At 37.8% G+C, this 20,299-nt stretch carries 16 protein-coding genes; 6 read left to right on the plus strand and 10 right to left on the minus strand.

Annotated features, from left to right (window positions below):
* Positions 1-19 precede the first annotated feature (19 nt).
* The 4 genes from tatB (at position 20) to hemB (ending at position 3,253) form a co-directional block, all read left to right on the plus strand.
* Positions 20-571 carry a Sec-independent protein translocase protein TatB gene (tatB, locus tag MT390_RS08225; RefSeq protein ID WP_499440587.1) on the plus strand — a complete coding sequence of 184 codons (552 nt, stop codon included), beginning with the start codon at positions 20-22 and terminating at the stop codon, positions 569-571.
* A 3-nt stretch (positions 572-574) separates the two neighbouring features.
* Positions 575-1,369 (plus strand): twin-arginine translocase subunit TatC, encoded by a 795-nt coding sequence (gene tatC / locus MT390_RS08230; RefSeq protein ID WP_166372287.1) that lies wholly within the window; start codon positions 575-577, stop codon positions 1,367-1,369.
* A gap of 5 nt (positions 1,370-1,374) precedes the next feature.
* Positions 1,375-2,157, plus strand: a complete 783-nt coding sequence (locus tag MT390_RS08235) for a TatD family hydrolase (protein ID WP_499440589.1) — start codon at positions 1,375-1,377, stop codon at positions 2,155-2,157.
* A gap of 82 nt (positions 2,158-2,239) precedes the next feature.
* Positions 2,240-3,253: a porphobilinogen synthase gene (gene hemB / locus MT390_RS08240; protein ID WP_205963076.1), complete on the plus strand. Its 1,014-nt coding sequence runs from the start codon at positions 2,240-2,242 to the stop codon at positions 3,251-3,253.
* 796 nt (positions 3,254-4,049) lie between these two features.
* Here hemB and MT390_RS08245 read toward each other — a convergent pair.
* Both MT390_RS08245 and MT390_RS08250 read right to left on the minus strand, forming a co-directional pair.
* On the minus strand, positions 4,050-4,526 hold the full coding sequence (locus MT390_RS08245) for an NYN domain-containing protein (protein WP_499440591.1): 477 nt from the start codon (positions 4,524-4,526) through the stop codon (positions 4,050-4,052).
* Between the two features lie 396 nt (positions 4,527-4,922).
* On the minus strand, positions 4,923-6,209 hold the full coding sequence (locus tag MT390_RS08250; RefSeq protein ID WP_499440593.1) for a DEAD/DEAH box helicase: 1,287 nt from the start codon (positions 6,207-6,209) through the stop codon (positions 4,923-4,925).
* Between the two features lie 197 nt (positions 6,210-6,406).
* Between MT390_RS08250 and MT390_RS08255 the strand changes: the two genes are divergently transcribed.
* Positions 6,407-7,996 (plus strand): ABC-F family ATPase, encoded by a 1,590-nt coding sequence (locus tag MT390_RS08255; RefSeq protein ID WP_166372283.1) that lies wholly within the window; start codon positions 6,407-6,409, stop codon positions 7,994-7,996.
* 724 nt (positions 7,997-8,720) lie between these two features.
* On the opposite strand, the gene chrA is transcribed toward MT390_RS08255, so the two are convergent.
* On the minus strand, positions 8,721-9,905 hold the full coding sequence (chrA, locus tag MT390_RS08260; protein WP_499440595.1) for a chromate efflux transporter: 1,185 nt from the start codon (positions 9,903-9,905) through the stop codon (positions 8,721-8,723).
* Between the two features lie 140 nt (positions 9,906-10,045).
* Positions 10,046-11,026, minus strand: a complete 981-nt coding sequence (locus MT390_RS08265) for a hypothetical protein (RefSeq protein WP_499440597.1) — start codon at positions 11,024-11,026, stop codon at positions 10,046-10,048.
* A gap of 286 nt (positions 11,027-11,312) precedes the next feature.
* On the opposite strand from MT390_RS08265, the gene yddG reads away from it, so the two are divergent.
* Positions 11,313-12,224, plus strand: a complete 912-nt coding sequence (yddG, locus tag MT390_RS08270) for an aromatic amino acid DMT transporter YddG (protein WP_499440765.1) — start codon at positions 11,313-11,315, stop codon at positions 12,222-12,224.
* A gap of 489 nt (positions 12,225-12,713) precedes the next feature.
* On the opposite strand, the gene MT390_RS08275 is transcribed toward yddG, so the two are convergent.
* The 6 genes from MT390_RS08275 to MT390_RS08300 all read right to left on the minus strand — a co-directional run bounded on the left by MT390_RS08275 (position 12,714) and on the right by MT390_RS08300 (position 20,240).
* Positions 12,714-13,940, minus strand: a complete 1,227-nt coding sequence (locus tag MT390_RS08275) for a type II secretion system F family protein (protein WP_499440598.1) — start codon at positions 13,938-13,940, stop codon at positions 12,714-12,716.
* A 161-nt stretch (positions 13,941-14,101) separates the two neighbouring features.
* On the minus strand, positions 14,102-15,787 hold the full coding sequence (gene pilB / locus MT390_RS08280) for a type IV-A pilus assembly ATPase PilB (protein WP_499440600.1): 1,686 nt from the start codon (positions 15,785-15,787) through the stop codon (positions 14,102-14,104).
* Between the two features lie 3 nt (positions 15,788-15,790).
* Positions 15,791-16,237, minus strand: a complete 447-nt coding sequence (locus MT390_RS08285; RefSeq protein WP_499440601.1) for a pilin — start codon at positions 16,235-16,237, stop codon at positions 15,791-15,793.
* Positions 16,238-16,794: 557 nt separating this feature from the next.
* Positions 16,795-18,240, minus strand: a complete 1,446-nt coding sequence (nhaD, locus tag MT390_RS08290) for a sodium:proton antiporter NhaD (RefSeq protein WP_166372276.1) — start codon at positions 18,238-18,240, stop codon at positions 16,795-16,797.
* A 229-nt stretch (positions 18,241-18,469) separates the two neighbouring features.
* Complete coding sequence (locus MT390_RS08295; RefSeq protein ID WP_499440603.1) at positions 18,470-19,339, minus strand: histidine phosphatase family protein; 870 nt, start codon at positions 19,337-19,339, stop codon at positions 18,470-18,472.
* A 124-nt stretch (positions 19,340-19,463) separates the two neighbouring features.
* On the minus strand, positions 19,464-20,240 hold the full coding sequence (locus tag MT390_RS08300) for an adenosylcobinamide-GDP ribazoletransferase (protein WP_499440604.1): 777 nt from the start codon (positions 20,238-20,240) through the stop codon (positions 19,464-19,466).
* Positions 20,241-20,299 lie beyond the last annotated feature (59 nt).

Consider the following 20,299-nt stretch of genomic DNA (forward strand, 5'->3'; position numbering starts at 1 on the left):
GTAAAAGGTACTTTAATTAATGTTTGATATTGGCTTTTGGGAGATCATGTTGATCTCTATAATTGGATTAGTAGTATTAGGCCCACAACGTTTACCTATTGCCATTCGTACGGTAATGAAATGGGTAAATACGGCCAAAAGTATGGCTAATTCAGTGAAAAATGAGATTTCACAAGAGCTTGAATTACATGAAATGAATGAAAATATGATCAAAGCAAGCAAACAAGGATTGGATAAACTAGATCCTGATTTAAAAGCTTCCATTGATGAAATGAAAAATAGTGTCAGCGAATTAACCCATCCCTATAAAAATAATGTGGATGACTTAATTAATGCACAAGCCACGACTAAAAAAGACAGCACCGATGCTAAAAATCCGGCTATAGGGCAAGCGAATGCATCCGCACAAGATAAAACTACGGAAGAGAACCTACAATCACAACACACTCCATCAGATAATAATAGGTTCGATAATGGTTTCGATAAGAGCTCAGCTACTAAAGTGCCAGTAACTGAAGCAGAGCAATCAGACCACGCATCTTCAAGCCACGTTTCTCAGCAGGATAAATAACTCATGAGCGAGCAATCGTCAGATCAAACGCAACATAGCTTGCCTTTAATTACTCATCTTTTAGAGTTAAGAGATCGCATTCTTAAAGTGGTGATCGTTGTGTTGGTGATATTTTTTAGCTTAGTTTATTTTGCTAACGATATTTATCACTATATTGCCATCCCACTAACTAGCCAATTACCTATTGGCTCAAGCATGATTGCAACAGGGGTTGCTACGCCCTTTTTCACACCAATTAAACTAACTATCGTATTATCTATTTTTGTCGCAATACCGGCTATTTTGCACCAAGTATGGGCTTTTATTGCACCCGGCTTATACAAGCATGAGCGACGACTTATTGCGCCCTTGGTGATCAGTAGCGCGCTTTTATTTTATCTAGGCATGATGTTTGCGTATTATGTAGTATTTCCTTTGGCCTTCTCCTTCTTTACTAGCACCGCTCCAGAAGGTGTGACAATTGCCACCGATATAAGTAGCTACTTAGACTTTGTATTAAAACTCTTTTTTGCCTTTGGCTTAGCCTTTGAAATACCCGTTGCCACTTTAGTTTTATGTTGGACAGGCGCAACTACACCTGAAGCATTAAGAGCAAAACGCCCTTATATTGTGGTCGCCGCGTTTGTCTTTGGCATGTTATTAACTCCGCCCGATGTTATTTCACAAACACTCTTAGCTGTACCCATGTTGATTTTATTTGAACTAGGGTTATTGTTTGCTCGTTTTTATGTGAAAAAGCCAGAAGACGATGAAGAGGTAGAAAATACAATCCACAAACAATCAAAACAGAGTGATTAACCGTTATGATTGATATCGGCATTAATCTAACTAATAAGCGCTTTGACAAAGATCTAGAGTCGGTAATTAGCAACGCAAAGCAAGTAGGTGTGAAGCAACTTATTGTAACCGGCACAAATATCACAGAAAGTGAGCAAGCACTTACCTTAGCAAAGGCCTACCCTGACTTTATCTATAGTACTGCAGGAATCCATCCGCACGATGCTAGCCACTTTACTGAACAGAGCTTAACACAGCTGAAAAAGTTAGCTGCGCAACCTCAAGTGAAAGCTATTGGAGAATGTGGATTAGACTTTAACCGCAACTTTTCAACACCAGCAGAGCAAGAAAAAGCATTTGTGCAGCAACTAGAGCTAGCCGTTGAATGCCAGTTACCTGTATTCATGCATGAGCGAGACGCAAACCAGCGTTTTTTAGCGTTACTCAAGCCTTATATTAATCAATTACCTAATGCAGTATTACACTGTTTTACTGGTGATCAAAAAGAGCTAGAACGTTGTTTAGCACTTGATTTACATATTGGTATAACCGGTTGGATATGTGATGAGCGCAGAGGCCAACACTTGCTTGAGTTAGTGAAAATAATACCAGATAATCGGTTAATGATTGAAACAGATAGCCCCTATTTATTGCCTCGTTCAATGCGCCCTAAGCCAAAATCTAGCCGAAATGAGCCAAAATACTTACCCTATATTGCTAAGGTCATTGCGCATGCTCGTCAGCAAGAGTTACAATATTTTCTCGATAACACAGAAAAAACAACCCGCTCTTTTTTTAACTTAACTTAACTTTTCGCTTTTATTAAGCCTCTATTTTTACGCATTATTAAGTCCTTAAAATAGACCGCTTAAAAAGGCTACAGGAATTATTATGACCGTTTCTCAAAGCTTTCCTGCTCGTCGTTTACGCAGATTACGTAAACACGATTTTTCGCGTCGTTTAGTACAAGAAAACCGTCTTACTGTAGACGATTTAATTTACCCAATGTTTGTAGTTGAAGGCACAAATCGCCGTGAAACAATTCCTTCAATGCCGGGTATCGAACGCTTATCAATCGATTTATTAGAAATTGAAGTCAAAGAATTGGCCGCATTAGGTATTCCTGCTGTTGCACTATTTCCAGTCACTCCGAGTGAAATTAAAACAGAGATGGCTGAAGAGGCCTATAACGAGAATGGACTCGCGCAACGTGCAGTAATGCGTATTAAAGAAGCTTGCCCAGAGCTAGGAGTGATCACCGACGTTGCTTTAGATCCCTTCACCACACATGGGCAAGATGGCATTATCGATAGTGAAGGTTATGTATTAAATGACATCACCACTGAAATTTTAGTAAAACAAGCCCTTTCACATGCCCAAGCGGGTGCTGACATTGTTGCACCATCAGATATGATGGATGGCCGAATCGGCGCAATCCGTGAAGCGCTTGAAAATGCAGGCTTTATTAACACCCAAATCATGGCCTACAGCGCAAAATATGCATCTACTTATTATGGCCCTTTTCGAGATGCAGTCGGCAGTGCTGGTAACTTAAAAGGCGCGAACAAATTTACTTATCAAATGGATCCTGCGAACAGCGACGAAGCTATCCATGAAGTTGCATTAGATATTCAAGAAGGTGCAGATATGGTGATGGTTAAACCAGGTATGCCATATTTAGATATTGTACGCCGCGTTAAAACTGAGTTAAAAGTACCAACATTTGCCTATCAAGTAAGTGGAGAATATGCGATGCATAAAGCAGCCATTGATAATGGTTGGTTAAAAGAAAGAGAATGTGTTTTAGAATCTTTATTATGCTTTAAACGCGCTGGAGCAAATGGTATTTTGACCTACTTTGCGAAGCAAGTAGCGCAATGGCTAAAAGAAGAAAAAAATAATTAACCTTTAAAAGCAAAAGCCATTTAACCACGAAGGCTCGAAGTGAAAAGAAGATTAGGTCAAAACAAACTTTAAATTTTTACCTTTTACCTTCATGTTATTCGTGAGCCGCAGCGCTTCGTGGTTAATACTGTTTTTTAAAACCAAAAGCTGATTAACCACGAAGACACGAAGCAAAAAGAAGGTTAGGTCAAAACACGTTTTAAATATTGTGTTGATTTTCTCTCTATTTTTCATGAAGCGTGCTTAATGGTTATTATCATTTTTAAAACCAAAAGCTAATTAACCACAAAGACCTAAATAACAAAGAAAATAAGATAAAAACATGCTTTAAATTTTGTCCTCTTTTACCTTCGTGTTCTTCGTGAAGCGCAGCGCTTCGTGGTTAATACTGTTTTTTAAAACAAAAAGCTGATTAACCACGAAGACACGAAGCAAAAAGAAGGTTAGGTCAAATCACGTTTTAAATATTGCGTTGATTTTCTCTCTATTTTCATGAAGCGTGCTCTGTGGTTAAAACTAGTTTTTTAAAACCAAAAGCTAATTAACCACAAAGACCTAAATAACAAAGAAAATAAGATAAAAACATGCTTTAAATTTTGTCCTCTTTTACCTTCGTGTTCTTCGTGAAGCGCAGCGCTTCGTGGTTAATACTGTTTTTTAAAGCCAAAAGCTGATTAACCACGAAGAAAAAAGAAGGTTAGGTCAAAAGAAGTTTTAAATATTGTATTGATTTTCTTTCTGTTTTTCATGAAGAGCGCTCTGTGGTTAAAACTGTTTTTTTAAAACCAAAAATTGATTAAGGTAATAACAGGTCTTTTTCGATAGGATGAAATACGGTACACGCATCTATTAATGCTTTAGCTGTTAACTTTGGCACTCCGTAAGCTTCTGTCGTAACTTGATAGACATCTCTTACTTTATCCAACAAAATAGCAAAATCACCATCACCCGTTAATAAAATGATCGTATCAACGGAAGCAGCAACTTCCATCACATCAATAGTAATACCTACATCCCAATCACCTTTAGCAGAGCCGTCGCTGCGTTGTATATAAGGTTTAAGCTTAACTTGAAAACCTATATGCTTTAACACCTCTTGAAACTTTTGCTGTTGATTATCTCCGCGGTCAATGGCATAAGCTAATGCACACACAATCTCACCTTGCTGTGAAATCTGCTGCCATAATTTACGGTAATTAAATTGTTTGCCATAAGCTTGGCGAGTGGTGTAGTAAATGTTCTGAACATCAGCAAAAACAGCAATTTTTTTCATAGTAAGTAACCTTGTGCAACCTTGGTAGGTGATCTTTGGTTGCAGTGTAGCACTTTGAATAAGTGACGTATTTAGACTTTTGAGGTTGAAAATGAGAGTGCTGGAAAGCCGATGGCTGAAATCAACGATATCAATTGGCTACGCTAAAATTTTGTTAAATATGGCGACATCCATCCCCACCGTTGAGCTTTCCAAAAAGATGGTCGCCGACAGGGCGAAAACACTTCATGCAATAATCAAGATAATGCAACGAGCGCAGACGAGTTAACTCCCCTGTATAACCAGACAAATAGTAGATACAAAAAAGCCCCTATTATCATTCCAGTAATCACGTACTGAACAAATAATAAGGGCTTAAATCACGCTAAATTTTTGCGTAATTAAAAATCTAACCTTCTAACCGCCTACAAAATTATTTCTTGGACCGTTTTGTTTCTTAGCACTACCCGTTCTTGCGCCTGAACGAACACCATCTTTATGCGGAACTTTTGGCGCTTTAGGCTTCTTGATTTGCTTCTCGTGTGTACCCAATACAGAAGGCTGTAATGGTTCACCAGGTTCAAAACCTGCAAATACTTTGCGAGGAATAACCTTTTTAATAAGACGTTCAATATCTTTTAATAACTTGAACTCTTCTTGGCAAACTAGTGAAACAGCTAAACCTTCATTACCAGCACGACCAGTACGACCGATACGATGCACATAATCTTCACTTACATTAGGTAAGTCGAAGTTAACTACATTGGGTAGTTGGTCTATATCGATACCACGAGCGGCAATATCTGTCGCCACTAACACTTGAATTTGGCTATCTTTAAATTGCGCTAATGCTTTAGTACGTGCACCTTGGCTTTTATTACCATGGATAGCTGCACTACGAATGCCACGAGCATCCAAGTTTTTAACCAATCGGTTTGCTCCATGTTTAGTTTTTACAAACACTAGAACTTGTCGCCATTTATTATCAAGAATTAACTGACTTAATAAGGCCGTTTTTTTAGTCTTATCAACTTCGTATAACGTCTGTTCGATTTTCTCAACCGTTGTATTACGCGGGCTAACTGAAATTTCAACAGGATTATTAACCAGACCTTTAGCTAATGAGCGAATTTCATCGGAGAAAGTAGCAGAAAATAGTAAGTTTTGACGTTTAGGCGGTAACGCTTTTAGGATCTTTTTAATATCGTGAATAAAGCCCATATCTAACATACGGTCAGCTTCATCTAATATTAAGACTTCTAACTGTTGAAAGCGTACTGCATTTTGTTGGTAAAGGTCTAATAACCGACCAGGCGTAGCAACTAAAATATCAATGCCACCACGTAACATTTGCATTTGCGGGTTAATTTTCACACCACCGTATACAACCATGCTACGTAATGGCATGTTTTGGCCATATTTTTGTACACTTGCTTGTACTTGAGCCGCTAGCTCACGTGTTGGTGTTAATATTAATGCACGAACTTGATTCGGTTTTGCACGCTCACCTTTTTCTAGCATTGCTAATAATGGCAATGTAAACCCAGCCGTTTTCCCTGTACCAGTTTGCGCTGCGGCCATGACATCTTTACCTGCTAATACGGCAGGAATAGCCTGTTCTTGGATAGGGGAAGGCGTTTCATAGCCAGCATTTTTCACTGCTTCTACTAACGACGCGGGTAAACCTAGGGAATCAAAACTCATATAAAATCTCATTAAAATACGGCATATGCCTTAAGACGCGTAGCTTACCTTAAGGAACCTTTTCACGCTATCAGTTAGTTTCAACGGCAATGCATAAAATTCATACAATTCTAACGTGATTAACCTCGCATAATATGTATAATACCCCCCTTAAAAATGCCCATAAAAGCAAGACTCCAACAATTTAGGAATAAGCCGTGTTAAGTACAAATAACATCACCATGCAATTTGGTGCAAAACCACTTTTTGAAAACATTTCTGTAAAATTTGGTACTGGAAACCGTTACGGTTTAATCGGTGCAAATGGTTGTGGTAAATCAACTTTCATGAAAATATTAACCGGTGACCTTGAGCCTAGCGCAGGTAATGTGACCAGAGATCCTAACGAACGTATTGCTAAACTACATCAAGACCAGTTTGCTTTTGAAGAGCATACAGTACTCGATACGGTATTGATGGGCCACAAAGAGATGTGGGAAGTAATGAACGAGCGTAATCGCATTTACTCATTACCTGAAATGACTGAAGCTGAAGGAATGCATGTTGGCGATTTGGAAAATCAATTCGCAGAAATGGACGGTTACACTGCCGATTCGCGTGCAGGGGAAATATTGTTAAGCGTTGGAATTCCACTTGATCAACATTACGGCCCAATGTCAGACATTGCACCAGGTTGGAAACTACGTGTATTACTAGCACAGGTGCTTTTCTCTAATCCAGATATCATGTTACTCGATGAGCCAACCAATAACTTGGACATTGATACTATTCGTTGGCTAGAAACGGAATTAAAAGCACGTCAATGTACGATGGTAATTATCTCGCATGACCGTCATTTCTTAAACTCAGTCTGTTCGCACATGGCAGATATCGATTATGGTGAACTACGTCTTTTCCCTGGTAACTACGACGAGTACATGACGGCGGCAACGCAAACTCGTGAACGTCTACTGTCTGAAAATGCGAAGAAAAAAGCACAACTATCTGAGCTACAAGACTTTGTAAGTCGTTTCTCTGCAAACGCATCAAAAGCTAAGCAAGCGACATCACGTGCGAAGCAGATGGATAAGATTGAACTAGCAGAAGTTAAAGCTTCTAGCCGTGTAAATCCTTACATCGTATTCAAACAAGAGAAAAAACTGTTCCGTAATGCATTAGAAACAGTATCGATGACAAAAAGCTTCGATGAGAATACCTTATTCAAAGACTTAAACCTGATGATTGAAGTAGGCGAACGTGTTGCGATCATTGGTCAGAATGGTGTTGGTAAAACAACGTTATTACGCACTTTAATGGGCGAAGTTGAATTATCTTCTGGTGAATACAAATGGTCTGAAAATGCACAGTTAGGTTATTACGCACAGGATCACTCATCTGACTTTGAAAAAGACCAAAATCTAATGGACTGGATGGGTCAATGGATGCAAGAAGGTGATGACGAGCAAGCTGTTCGTGGAACTTTAGGGCGTTTATTATTTGGTGCAAATGATATCACTAAATCTGTCAAAATAATTTCAGGTGGTGAGCAAGGTCGTATGTTATTTGGTAAGTTGATGATGAACAAACCAAATATTCTATTAATGGATGAACCAACCAATCACTTGGATATGGAATCTATTGAGTCATTAAACTTAGCCTTAGAAAACTACGAAGGTACATTACTGTTTGTCAGCCATGACCGTGAATTTGTATCTTCACTAGCAACTCGTATTATTGAAATCAAACAAGATAAAGTTATTGATTTCCATGGTACTTATGATGAATATCTAAAAAGCCAAGGTGTTTAATTAAAAAGTTAGTGAACACTTACTTTCTTTAAGTGTTTAGCGATCTAGTCCCTTAAGACTAACTACTTTAGAATCCGATGCCCACAAAGCATCGGATTTTTTTATGCCTTTTATTTGCCGTCGAACAATACCCCTTTAACCACAAAGGCCAAAGAGTGCATAAGATTAGGTCAAAAGCTAATTAACCACGAAGCCTTTCGAAGAGGAAAGAAGGCTAGATAAAAACATGCTTTAAATTTTTTATCTTTTACCTTCGTGTTCTTCGTGAAGCGAAGCGCTTCGTGGTTAATATCGGTTTTTAAAAATAAAAGCCAATTAACCACAAGGCACGAAGTAAAAAGAAGTTAGGTCAAAACAAGCTTTAAATTTTTCATTTTTTACCTTCGTGTTCTTCGTGAAGCGAAGCACTTCGTGGTTAATATCGGTTTTTAAAAATAAAAGCCAATTAACCACGAAGGCCCGAAGTAAAAGAAGGTTAGGTCAAAACAAAAAGCTAAATATTGTATTGCCCCCTTCCCGTTTTTCATAACGCCTAGCAATTCTTGGTTAATTTGACTTTTTTAAAACCAAAAGCTAATTAACCACTAAGGAACAAAGTAAAGAGAAGGCTAGATTAAAATATGCTTTAGATTTTTCATCTTTTATCTTCGTGTTCTTCGTGAAGCGAAGCGCTTCGTGGTTAATATCAGTTTTTAAAATAAAACGTTGGTTATTCATGGAAGAATTAAATAAACCCTAACATTGCCCCTGCGACCGCAAATAACAACACTAAAAACATAATTGGGCACTTTAGGCACTTCAATAAATAAAGCCCTATCAATACCAACGCCATATCTAACCCATTAAAAACAGCACTTATAAATACAGGCTGATAAAGTGCACTCACCAACAACCCGACTACAGCAGCATTAACACCATTAATAGCAGCGGCTAGATTGGGTGTTTTTGATAAGCGCTGCCAATGGTTCAAACAACTTAATAGCAATAAAAACCCCGGCAAAAACACAGCAATAGTCGCAACCAAAGCACCTAAAATAGGCGAGTTAGGTAAAATAAAATAGCCAATGTAAGTAGCAAGAGTAAACATGGGACCGGGTACAGCTTGTGCAATCGCATACCCCGTTAAAAACTGATCAGGGCTAACTTGTCCCTCGACAATATTCTGCAGTAAAGGTAATACCACATGCCCTCCACCAAACACTAAACTACCCGCTTGAAAGAAGTCAGAAAATACAGAAAAGGCTTGTGGCATAGACGGGAGTAATGTAGTCACAGTAGGTAGAAAAAATAAAAACAGCAAAAATAAGATCAAAGGAATATGGTTGATTGAAGAGCTCAGTACTTTTATTACGCTTTGAGGATCCTTTTCAAGCGCTTCCGTTGTATTATCTTTTAATAAAAATATCCCCACCAGCGCGGCAATAACTAAAACTAAAATTTGACTTAATAACCCCGGTATTACTAATAAAGTGCTTGCTGTTAATAGGCATAAGAAAATGCGTGTATTATCTTTACAGAAATTTTTATACATCATTAAAACTGCATCAAAAACCACCACCACGGCTAATAACTTAAGACCATGTATTACGGACTGGAAAAGATGATGACCAGCTAATTGCCCCGCACTTATCACCAGTAATAACATGATAATAATGGAAGGTAAGGTAAAGCCTAGAAAAGCACAACAAGCTCCGGTTAATCCCGCACGATGGTAGCCGATAGCAAAACCGACTTGACTTGAACCGGGGCCGGGTAAAAACTGACTTAACGCTACAAAGTCTGCATATTGCTTTTCGCTTAACCAAGCTAAGCGTTGTACAAAGGTTTCTCTAAAGTAGCCAATATGCGCCGCTGGGCCGCCAAAACTGATACAGCCTAAGACAAAAAAGGTTTTGAATATTTCCCACATACTTCCATATCCTGATACAAAGGGGCAGCAATTACTGATAATTTAAAATAGTCGAAAATACAGAGCTAATATTACAAGAGGATGACACCAAGGTAACTAGGTAAATAGTTTTTATTACAGTCTCTACACAGGTTTCCTTTCTAATCTTTTTTTAATGACAGGTGTAAATACTGTAAGTCATTACTCCATAACTGTAAGAATTTACGTGATTTATCTTTATTAGTCAGACATTTTGCAAATAGAATAATATTGGCGCCAATCAAATCACTACTTTTCTGTATTGCATATTGTTTTAGCAACGTCTGCCGAAAAGGCTTAATTGGAATGGCAAGATCCTTAGCCTCTGCAGCATTCAGCCATAAAAGTTCTTTATCAGCGTGACTTATTGTTCCCCAGTACATTCGAGGTGCAAAATTTTCTAATACTTCAGCTTTAGTTAAGGACACAAACAAATTCTTTGCCCTCCACTTATGCTTATCACTGGTATAGACCCAAACATCAGAGGTAGCTAAAGAGCTGTTATTTAATAAGCTCTTTAATAACTTAGGTAATGTTTGTTTAATACTTTTTTTAGCGACTATATTCGACGATAAATTCAAGTCAGTCGCACCTTCTAAATCATTTTCTAACTCACATTCAGCTTCAATTATTGTGGTTGATTTTAAGCTATCGTTTTTACTTGTTTGATTGTGAAGAGGCGCTGTATTGGCGGAAATCCGAGTGCTAAACCTAGTCGAGAAATCAATTTTAAATCCATCCTCAAACTCAACACTTTGTTGTGCCTTTTGTTGCGGTTCATGTTTATTGACAGATTGAGCCTTGTCTTTATCATTTTCTGGTAAGTTTTTTTTAGGTCGGCGATTTAAAGCAGAGCAAGTTGACAAATGATAACGGGAGCCAAAACAAGCTTGTTTACCATCTTTAGAAGCGCGTCTAAAATAGGCACTCTGTAAACATTCAGGGCAAAATAATGAATGTCGGTATAATGCTATTTTTTCAGCTGGGAGTAATTTAAACTCAAAAATAGAGAAAGTAGTTTGCGTTTGAGCTTCGCCTTCTATCCGCTGAGTATCAGCTTCAGCGCTGTCTTTTTTCGGCAAAATACAGATGGCATCTAACATCAACTTCTCTCTATAAACGTTATAAAATAAAGCACTAACAAAAGCACAACTGTAAAACGACAATAATCACTATCTTAGCAAGATACCTTATCGATAAACTTTGCTAACGTGCATCAAATAAAGATTACCTTTAAGTCTTTGCTTTTTAAGTCATAGCTTTAAGCCAAACTATAACGACTAACAACAAGAGTAAATAAATACGTTTATGTATTGCATCCAAATGATTAAACACGATAATGTGACACTAATTCTAATCTAATGATAACGTTGGTTTTTTATGTCTTTTATTAATGAAAATAAATATACGTTTTATGGCGTTATTGCGATCCTACTTTGGAGCTCTGTCACCGCTTTGATTAGAGACTTATCAGAGTTGTTCAGCCCTATCGCAGGCGCAGCCATGATGTATAGTGTCAGCGCTATCTTTTTAATGTCTGTCATGGGCGTACCAAAAATAAAAGACTATCCGATACGTTATGTGTTAATTGGCGGCAGTTTATTTGTTACCTATGAAATCTGCTTAGCATTGTCTTTGGGTATGGCAAATAGTCGACACCAAGCAATGGAAATGTCTATTATCAATTACCTATGGCCTGCGTTGACCATATTATTGAGTGTGCTAATCAGCCCTAAAAAAGTAAACATATTAGTATACCCAAGTATTCTTATTGCATTTACTGGTGTCGGATGGTGTATTGCCGGTGACCAAGGCATCTCAATCAACACTTTAATGAATAATATTTCAGATAACCCAATAACCTACTTAATGGCTTTTTCAGCAGCCTTCATTTGGGCATTCTATTGTGTAATTACCAAAAAAATTAGCAACGGTAAAAATGCTATTGTGCTATTTTTTGCTGCTACGGCGATAACGTTATGGGTAAAATATTTTTTCAGTAATGAACCTAGCTTGCACTTTACACTACCATCAACGCTAACATTAATCATTTCAGGCATAGTAATAGGCACTGGTTATGCTTTATGGAATCAAGCTGTAATAGGTGGCAATATCATTTTATTAGGCACCATCTCCTACTTCACCCCCGTATTTTCTACACTTTTTGCTTCTGTTTATTTATCAATTTCTCTAACCAATTCCTTCTGGAAAGGTGTCGCTTTGGTAACGTTAGGATCATTGATCTGTTTTTTCGTGACAAGAACAAAATCTAAGCCTAACAAAGTACCGGTGAAAAGTTAAACCCGTCCATTAAGTAATAACTTAGTGATAGCTTAGTAACAGGAAACTCTCTTTTATCGATAACTCGGGACGTATAAATAGTGATGTTTTGACTATTTATACGTGTCCATATTTAAGATGCAAAAATTAGCAAGTTTTCAGATTGTAGAATTACAGGTACAGGTACAGGTGAACAGATCCTAGGCGTAAAGTGAGGCTCTAATGGGTTATAGCTGTAAAAGCCTTAAAAACACAAAATAAAAAACTAATACTTAATATTCTTCACACCTAAAAAAAGAATATTCAATACGTAATAAGAAATACTTACTCACGTTTAGCGTGTCATAAAAGCCACTTACTCAAAACGTAATAATAATTTAAAAATCTGCAGAGCAATCAAAAAAGCGAACTAATTTCAGTTCGCTTTGTGTTGCTTAGAGTTTCCAACTTAATTTGTCGGTTTCCAACTTAATTGTTCCTGTTTCCAACTTAATTGTCACTGATCAGCTATTAACCAATAACACTACCTAATTGGAATATAGGTAAATACATGGCGACTATCAGTCCCCCTACTACCACACCTAATACGACCATGATCATCGGTTCTAATAAACTGGTGAGGCCATCAACGGCATCATCAACTTGTTGCTCATAAATATCGGCCACCTTACTTAACATACCATCTAGATCACCGGACTCTTCACCAATCATCACCATTTGCGACACCATATCTGGAAAAGCGGCGGTGGTTTTCATAGCAACGTTAATTTGCATACCACCCATCACTTCAGAGCGCATGGTATTTACAGCGGTCCGGTAAACATAATTACCCGAGGCACCAGCAGCAGAGACCAATGCATCGACTAAAGGAATACCCGCAGCTGAAGTCGTGGATAACGTACGCGCAAAACGTGCTACTGCGGCTTTATTGAGAATCGTTTTAATAACAGGAATTTTAAGTACAAATTTATCAGTATTATTACGTACTTTTTCATTACTACGATGTGCCCTTTTAAACAAAAATACTGCTAACATACAAGTGCCAATGATCATGTACCAATAGCTTTGTACAAAATCAGAAATACCTAATACAAATAAAGTAAATGCAGGTAACTCGGCACCAAACCCAGCAAAAATATCTTGGAATTGTGGAATAACAAATAGTAGTAAAAGTAGTGTAACCAACCCAGCAACCACTAAAACGGCTATTGGATAGAACATGGCTTTTTTAATTTTTGATTTTAACGCTTCTGACTTTTCTTTATAGGTAGAGATTCGGTCGTAGATAGTATCTAAGGAACCAGACTGTTCACCGGCATCAACTAAGTCACAATATAAATCATCGAAATTTCTCGGGAAGGCACGCAAAGCTTGAGAAAGTGGTGTGCCCGTGGAAACATCGTTAGCGATCGAGGTCATTAATGTTCTCAAGGAAGCCTTTTCATTACTTTTTGCTATCAGCTCTAAGCTTTGAACTAGAGGTACGCCAGCACTCAGCATAGTAGCTATTTGCCGAGAAACAACCGCGATGTCCATAGGTTGGATTTTATCACCAAAAGAAAACAGCGACTTCGCTTTCTTTTGTGTTTTCGTTACACTCACACCCTGTTTGCGTAACTCAGACTTTATTTCAATCGCGCTTTCAGCTTGTAACTCACCTGATACTTTTGCCCCTTTACGGTTGATTCCCTGCCAGGTAAAGGTATGTATATCGGCCACTGTTTTTTTCTTCGCCATTAAAAATCCTTTAATAATTACTTAACTGCTGCCAACGATTTTGAGTGAAAACAACATAAAGCTATCAGCGCCATAAGCGACTGTTGTTATTGAATTAATCTAAAAAATACAGCTCTTTTAAAAATAGGTATGTGAATTAATGCTATCAATCAACTTTAATGTTAAGTGACGCGGGTGACTTCATTTAAACTGGTGACACCATTTAATGCTTGCTTAATCGCAGATTGACGTAGGGTATGCATACCTTCATCAACGGCGGCATCGGCTATTTGCATAGCATTACCGTCATTTAAAATTATACGTCCCAATTCATCTGACATCTCCATCACTTCATAAATACCTACACGGCCTTTATAACCATCGGTACATTTATTACAGCCTACGGGTTTGCACAAATATTGTTTTTCAGCCAAATGCTCAGGTTTAAAACCTAATTCAGTCAACTCGGGATCAGACATTTCTAACGGTGCTTTACAGTGTTCGCATAAACGGCGTGCTAAACGTTGAGCAATAATCAATGATACTGAAGAAGCAATATTAAAAGCGGGTACGCCCATATTTAATAAACGCGTAAGGGTTTCTGCTGCTGAATTGGTATGTAAAGTAGATAAAACTAAATGCCCAGTTTGAGCCGCTTTAATGCCTATTTCGGCAGTTTCTAAATCTCGAATCTCACCGACCATTACAATATCGGGATCTTGACGTAAAAATGAACGTAACGCAGAAGCAAAAGTCAGCCCAGCTTTATTATTAATTTGTACTTGGTTGATACCGGTTAAATTAATTTCTACCGGATCCTCCGCCGTCGAAATATTTCGTTCTACGGTGTTTAGAATATTTAACCCGGTATACAGCGAAACGGTTTTACCACTCCCTGTGGGGCCAGTTATCAATATCATGCCCTGTGGTTTAGATAAGGCATTCATATATTTAGCTTTTTGCTCATCCGTATAACCTAATTTATCAATATCTAAACTGGCGGCAGATGAATCCAAAATACGCATTACTATTTTTTCACCCCACATAGTGGGTAGCGTACTAACACGTAAATCAATATTACGTTTATTGGATATTTTTAATTTAATACGGCCATCTTGTGGCAAACGTCTTTCTGCAATATCTAATTTAGACATAACCTTTAAACGTGCTGAAAAGCGGTTGGCTAAATTAACAGGGGGAGAAGCTACTTCATGCAAAATACCGTCTACACGAAAACGAATGCGGTATTTTTTTTCATAGGGTTCAAAATGCAAATCCGATGCGCCTTTTTTTACCGCGTCACCTAATATGCCATTAATATACTTAACAATCGGCGCATCATCATCAACGGCTTGCGCTTGGTCTAAGCGAGATTCTGTTTCATCAATTTCAATATCATCAATACTACCCATATCTTCTAATGAGCTAGCGCCATCATCTAATAAGGTTTCTATGGCTTCATTAAGCTTACTTTCTTCCACCAATAATGCTTCAGTATGCATACTAAAGCTAAAGCCAAAATCCTCTAGGGCTGACACATTGGTGGGGTCTGACATGGCAATATAAAGTGTATTTTGCTGCATATACACGGGCAGGGCATGATGTTTCTCTATTAGTTTTTGGTTAATAAACTTTTCAGGAATATTATCCAGCTCTAATGCATCGCTATCTAATAAAGGAATACCATATTCAGCTTCGCAGAACTCTGCTAAGGCTAAACTCGCAATAAAATTATTTTCAACTAGGTAGGAGACAAGCGCTTTCTGTTCAGAAGCAGCCGAGGTGCAGATTTGTTGTAGGTTATCTTGGTCAAGTAAACCACGAGCGGCTAGGCTAGACGCCAAACCGCTAATATTATGGATTGCCATTAATTATTTTATATTCTCTGTAGCAGTCCAAGTAACTTTGCCACCTTTACTCCAAAGCCCAGATAATTGATATGTTGAATCTGAATCTAGACTTCCTTTATCTTTTGCATATTGAGTTGTAACAGTTATTGTACCAGCGGAAGCTACTTTTGCAGTAGTAACACTAGCAACTTCATTGCCATCTGCATTAATATCTTCAGGTACTGTCGTAATCGCAGCGGATGTCGATGCAATGCATTCCTTTTGAAATGAAGCAGCATCTGAAGCATTAATTTGTGCACATACTTCTACAGCAGATTTAGCTGCGCCAGCTGCGACAACTAGATTAGTGAATTCAGCTTTTTTTGTGTAAGTATTATAAGCAGGTAATGCTACAGCCGCTAGAATACCGATAATCGCGATTACGATTAATAGTTCGATTAATGTAAAACCTTGTTGTACTTTTTTCATTTTTTTATCCTTAACTTTGTTAAATCATTGTTTGTTTTTAGTAGGGGTAAACAATCATTTTTATGAACATACATTTTCTAACCATTCAGTTTTACATTAGCACCAGCATCTGCGTTGACAAGAATGATAGCAATATAAGTTGAGCGAGACAGGCTGTTATCAGCCGCCTTATTTAATTACCTCGTTTAGAGTAGTTCTTTTATAATAAAAGAAAAGAAATAAACGCAACTTTTTTAAAAAAACCTTTCAAAGCGCATGAAATGGCAAGGGAATTATAAAAAAATAAATAAAAATAGATTTTATATTGACCTTTAATTTCATTATTCTTTCATTTTTCAAAAACTAATTTTTAGCTTAGCTTTGCAGTTAATAGTAGACCTAAATTAATTTTGCACTTAACGATTAACAATTAATAATGGCTAAAAAGTAAGTAGCAAAGTAAGTAGTATTTCGCATTGGGCCACACTATTGAAAACTATTATAAGTTAAACAACTCATAAAAAATACACATTTATAGGTACTTAATTAAGTTCCCCTTGACCTAGGTTAAATATGGCTTAATTGAAGTAAACGGCATTAAACCAGAGGTGTGTGTAAATACTGGCGATGTAACCTAATGCAATCACAGGTGCCCACTTTAGATGCACACCAAAGGTGTAAATTCCTCGCGCTTGCCCCATTAATGCAACCCCTGCTGCACTACCAATGGATAACATGCTACCTCCCACACCTGCCGTTAATGTTACCAATAACCATTGTCCAGTATTCATATCTGGTTCCATGCTTAATACCGCAAACATCACCGGAATATTATCGACAATAGCTGACAATACACCCACGGTAATATTGGCGTAAGTTGCATCCCAGTTACTGTACATGGCTTCGGAGATCATGCCCAAGTAACCAATAAAGCCCAAACCACCGACACATAATACAACCCCGTAAAAGAATAGCAGCGTGTCCCATTCTGCTTTAGCTACTTTATGAAATATATCAAAGGGAGCACCGTCTCCTAGACCACGTAGACGTTCATGCTCTTTTTTATCCACGGTATGTTCAAGCGCAAATTCATAATGGTTCTTTTGTGTTTTACGTAAAAAGAAAGCAAAGAACTGTAGAACCCCTAACCCTGTCATCATGCCTAATACCGGTGGCATGCCTAGGAATGAATGCCCAGCTACCGCAAAGAAAATAGTCACTAAAAACAAACCAACGATACGTCTAGCACCGCGCTTCATATGCACAATTTCGCCATCACCCTGTGCCACTTCTTTGGAGATGAAGAAACTCATGATCACAGCAGGGATCAAGAAATTAACTGCGGAAGGAACAAATAACGCAAAGAAGGTGGTGAACTCAACCATGCCTTTTTGCCAAACCATTAGCGTTGTAATATCACCAAATGGGCTAAATGCGCCACCAGCGTTAGCAGCTACAACAATGTTAATACAAGCTAATGCGATAAATTTTGTGTTTTTTCCACCCACTTTCATAACAATCGCACACATTAATAATGCGGTGGTTAAGTTGTCTGCAATAGGCGAGATGAAAAAAGCGAGGATCCCCGTTAACCAAAAAATCAAACGTAACGTAAAACCTTTATTAACCATCCACGCACGTAGAGAATCAAATAACTTACGCTCTTCCATGGCGTTAATATAAGTCATCGCTACTAATAGGAAGAAAAACAACTCTGCGTATTCTAATAAATTATGACGAAATGCCGCTTCAGCCTCATGACTCATGCCATTCTGAGAATAATAAAAACCAATCATGCCCCAAATAATACCCGCGGCAACTAATACCGGTTTGGACTTACGAAGGTGGATCACATCTTCCAACATTACTAAGCAGTAAGCGATAGCAAAAAATAAAACAGCTGCATAACCAATACCATGTGAAGTGAGATCAATATGCTCGCCAGTACTCGCTAATAGGGAGGAAGAAAATAGGACAGTACAAAGCGTCAATATGACACTTAAGACCTTAGGCAGCTTTAACATTACGTTTTCCTTAAAGTAATTAATAAATTGAAGCGATAAATTTTGGCGCGATTCTAACATATGCCCCACTCAGCCAACCTATAGTTAGCAAAGCTTTAACACAAAAGTTTGAAGGCTGAAGCAAGATGACATAAAAAGTCTCTGCATTTAAGTGTTCATAAGTACCAATAAGCACTCATAATCACTAATTTTTTTTCTGGCTCAATAATATCCGAAGAAGACAAAACATTTAAAACTGACGGTTAATACCAGTGCAACGAGATAATGTAGTTTGATTGGACACGAGGTTAAGGCTAGAGACACTCATTTTATCTATTTGTAATGTTAATGAATGCTGTAAAGGAATTTGCAAAAAATCAGATAAAATAGAGCGAATAACACCAGCATGACAAATAATGATCACCTGTTGTGTTTGAGTTTGCTCTGCAAGTTGTTGCTGTAATGCATGCCATGCGTTTATGACACGTCGGTCAAAACTACGCGCACTTTCACCACCTGGAAAAGTAAAATTCAGTAAGTCATTATTCCACTCTTCTATTTTTTTTTGGCCAATGGATTGCCAGCTTTGCCCTTCCCATTGTCCAAAGTTGATCTCTTTAAAATCTTGGTTTATTTGTACAACACTTTTTGATGTTGCGTCTTTTGATGCTGAACTTTTTGAAGCTGAACCTTTTGAAGTTAGGTCTTTTGTTCCAGAATAATTGTTATCAAAATAAGTTTGCAACCCTTCAGCTAATTGAGCACAACGTTGCAATGGACTAGTTATAATTATTGGCAGGTCTAGCTTTTGTTCCTTATGATGTTGGAGTTGTTGCGGATGATCCGAAAACAAGCAATGGGTTTGAAAATAATCAATTAGCTTTTGTAGATCTTTATTGAATGAAGACGTGACAGAGCAATCTAACTGTCCGTAACAAATACCAGGAGAGACATCAACATCACCATGGCGAACAAGAAAGATACGATGATTGAGTGTTGCAGCAATTGAAGCTGGCACGGCATTAGAACTCGATGTTGAAATAGGAGTAGAAGTTGGCAATAGATTTGAGGTCATGGCTTTAGGCGTTAGTGATTGCTTACTGTCTTTTTTTGTTTCCATGCTCGCTTAACCTCTATTTTTTATTCTTTATCAGCAGTTATTTTTGTGGCCTATATTGATCATCTTACATTCAGGCGTAGCTTATTTCGATAGTGTAAAAACAGCTTACTTAGAAACAAACCACTTAAACATAAGCCACCAACATTAGTAAAATAAGTAGTTCATTTAATTGCTGCACAAAACCCAGGCAATCTCCCGTATAACCTTGTATTTTTTGTTGAAAGTAAGTGCGACATAAGATGGTGCTAATAACCACCACGGTAAAAACTAATAATAAACAAAAAAACGGCATCCATAATATTGAAACAGCCCCTATCAATAAAGTAGCAAGTAAATATTGTTGAGGTAGACGTTGTGACGATCGCGTTGATTTACTACTCGGTTCTATGCTGCGCGCATAGTCTGTACTTTGCATTAAACACAGTACGCTGCATCGACTTAATACCGCCGCACTTATAAAGCTCAAAGCAAAAAAACTAGCGTCATGATTAATAAGCTGGCTTAACACATGGATCTTCAATGCTAATAACAGGATTAACCCTATAACGCCGTAGGTACCAATTTGGCTATCTTTCATAATCGCTAGGCATTGTTGTTTGTTATAACCACCACCAAAACCATCGCAGCTATCGGCAAAACCATCTTCATGGAAACCACCTGTTAATAATACGCCCGTTAACAACATTAAAATAATGCTGATACTAGGGTCAAAAACTAATTGGCTCAGGGCATACACAAGCAGGCAAATAAGCGCATAAATCAACCCTATAATGGGTAAATACACATTGCCTAGATGAAAAGGATAAGCAGTAAAATCCAATTTTTTAGGGATAGGTAAGCGAGAAAAAAACGATAGCGCATAACAAAATAAAACCCATTGTTTTTTAAAAAATTGCGTCATACTTTTCTCATCTGCATATTCGGATGCTTCTCTTTATACCAGGTCAATTGATGCTCTGT

Source organism: Vibrio sp. 2-Bac 85, from assembly GCF_037546705.1.
In the GTDB taxonomy this organism is placed as follows: Bacteria; Pseudomonadota; Gammaproteobacteria; order Enterobacterales; family Psychromonadaceae; genus Psychromonas.

Excerpts from the sequence above, each read along its gene's own strand:
- tatB (WP_499440587.1), top strand. The coding sequence starts at position 20 with ATGTTTGATATTGGCTTTTGGGAGATCATGTTGATCTCTATAATTGGA.
- tatC (WP_166372287.1), top strand. The coding sequence starts at position 575 with ATGAGCGAGCAATCGTCAGATCAAACGCAACATAGCTTGCCTTTAATT.
- MT390_RS08235 (WP_499440589.1), top strand. The coding sequence starts at position 1,375 with ATGATTGATATCGGCATTAATCTAACTAATAAGCGCTTTGACAAAGAT.
- hemB (WP_205963076.1), top strand. The coding sequence starts at position 2,240 with ATGACCGTTTCTCAAAGCTTTCCTGCTCGTCGTTTACGCAGATTACGT.
- MT390_RS08245 (WP_499440591.1), bottom strand. The coding sequence starts at position 4,526 with ATGAAAAAAATTGCTGTTTTTGCTGATGTTCAGAACATTTACTACACC.
- MT390_RS08250 (WP_499440593.1), bottom strand. The coding sequence starts at position 6,209 with ATGAGTTTTGATTCCCTAGGTTTACCCGCGTCGTTAGTAGAAGCAGTG.
- chrA (WP_499440595.1), bottom strand. The coding sequence starts at position 9,905 with ATGTGGGAAATATTCAAAACCTTTTTTGTCTTAGGCTGTATCAGTTTT.
- MT390_RS08265 (WP_499440597.1), bottom strand. The coding sequence starts at position 11,026 with ATGTTAGATGCCATCTGTATTTTGCCGAAAAAAGACAGCGCTGAAGCT.
- MT390_RS08275 (WP_499440598.1), bottom strand. The coding sequence starts at position 13,940 with ATGGCGAAGAAAAAAACAGTGGCCGATATACATACCTTTACCTGGCAG.
- pilB (WP_499440600.1), bottom strand. The coding sequence starts at position 15,787 with ATGGCAATCCATAATATTAGCGGTTTGGCGTCTAGCCTAGCCGCTCGT.
- MT390_RS08285 (WP_499440601.1), bottom strand. The coding sequence starts at position 16,237 with ATGAAAAAAGTACAACAAGGTTTTACATTAATCGAACTATTAATCGTA.
- nhaD (WP_166372276.1), bottom strand. The coding sequence starts at position 18,240 with ATGTTAAAGCTGCCTAAGGTCTTAAGTGTCATATTGACGCTTTGTACT.
- MT390_RS08295 (WP_499440603.1), bottom strand. The coding sequence starts at position 19,339 with ATGGAAACAAAAAAAGACAGTAAGCAATCACTAACGCCTAAAGCCATG.
- MT390_RS08300 (WP_499440604.1), bottom strand. The coding sequence starts at position 20,240 with ATGACGCAATTTTTTAAAAAACAATGGGTTTTATTTTGTTATGCGCTA.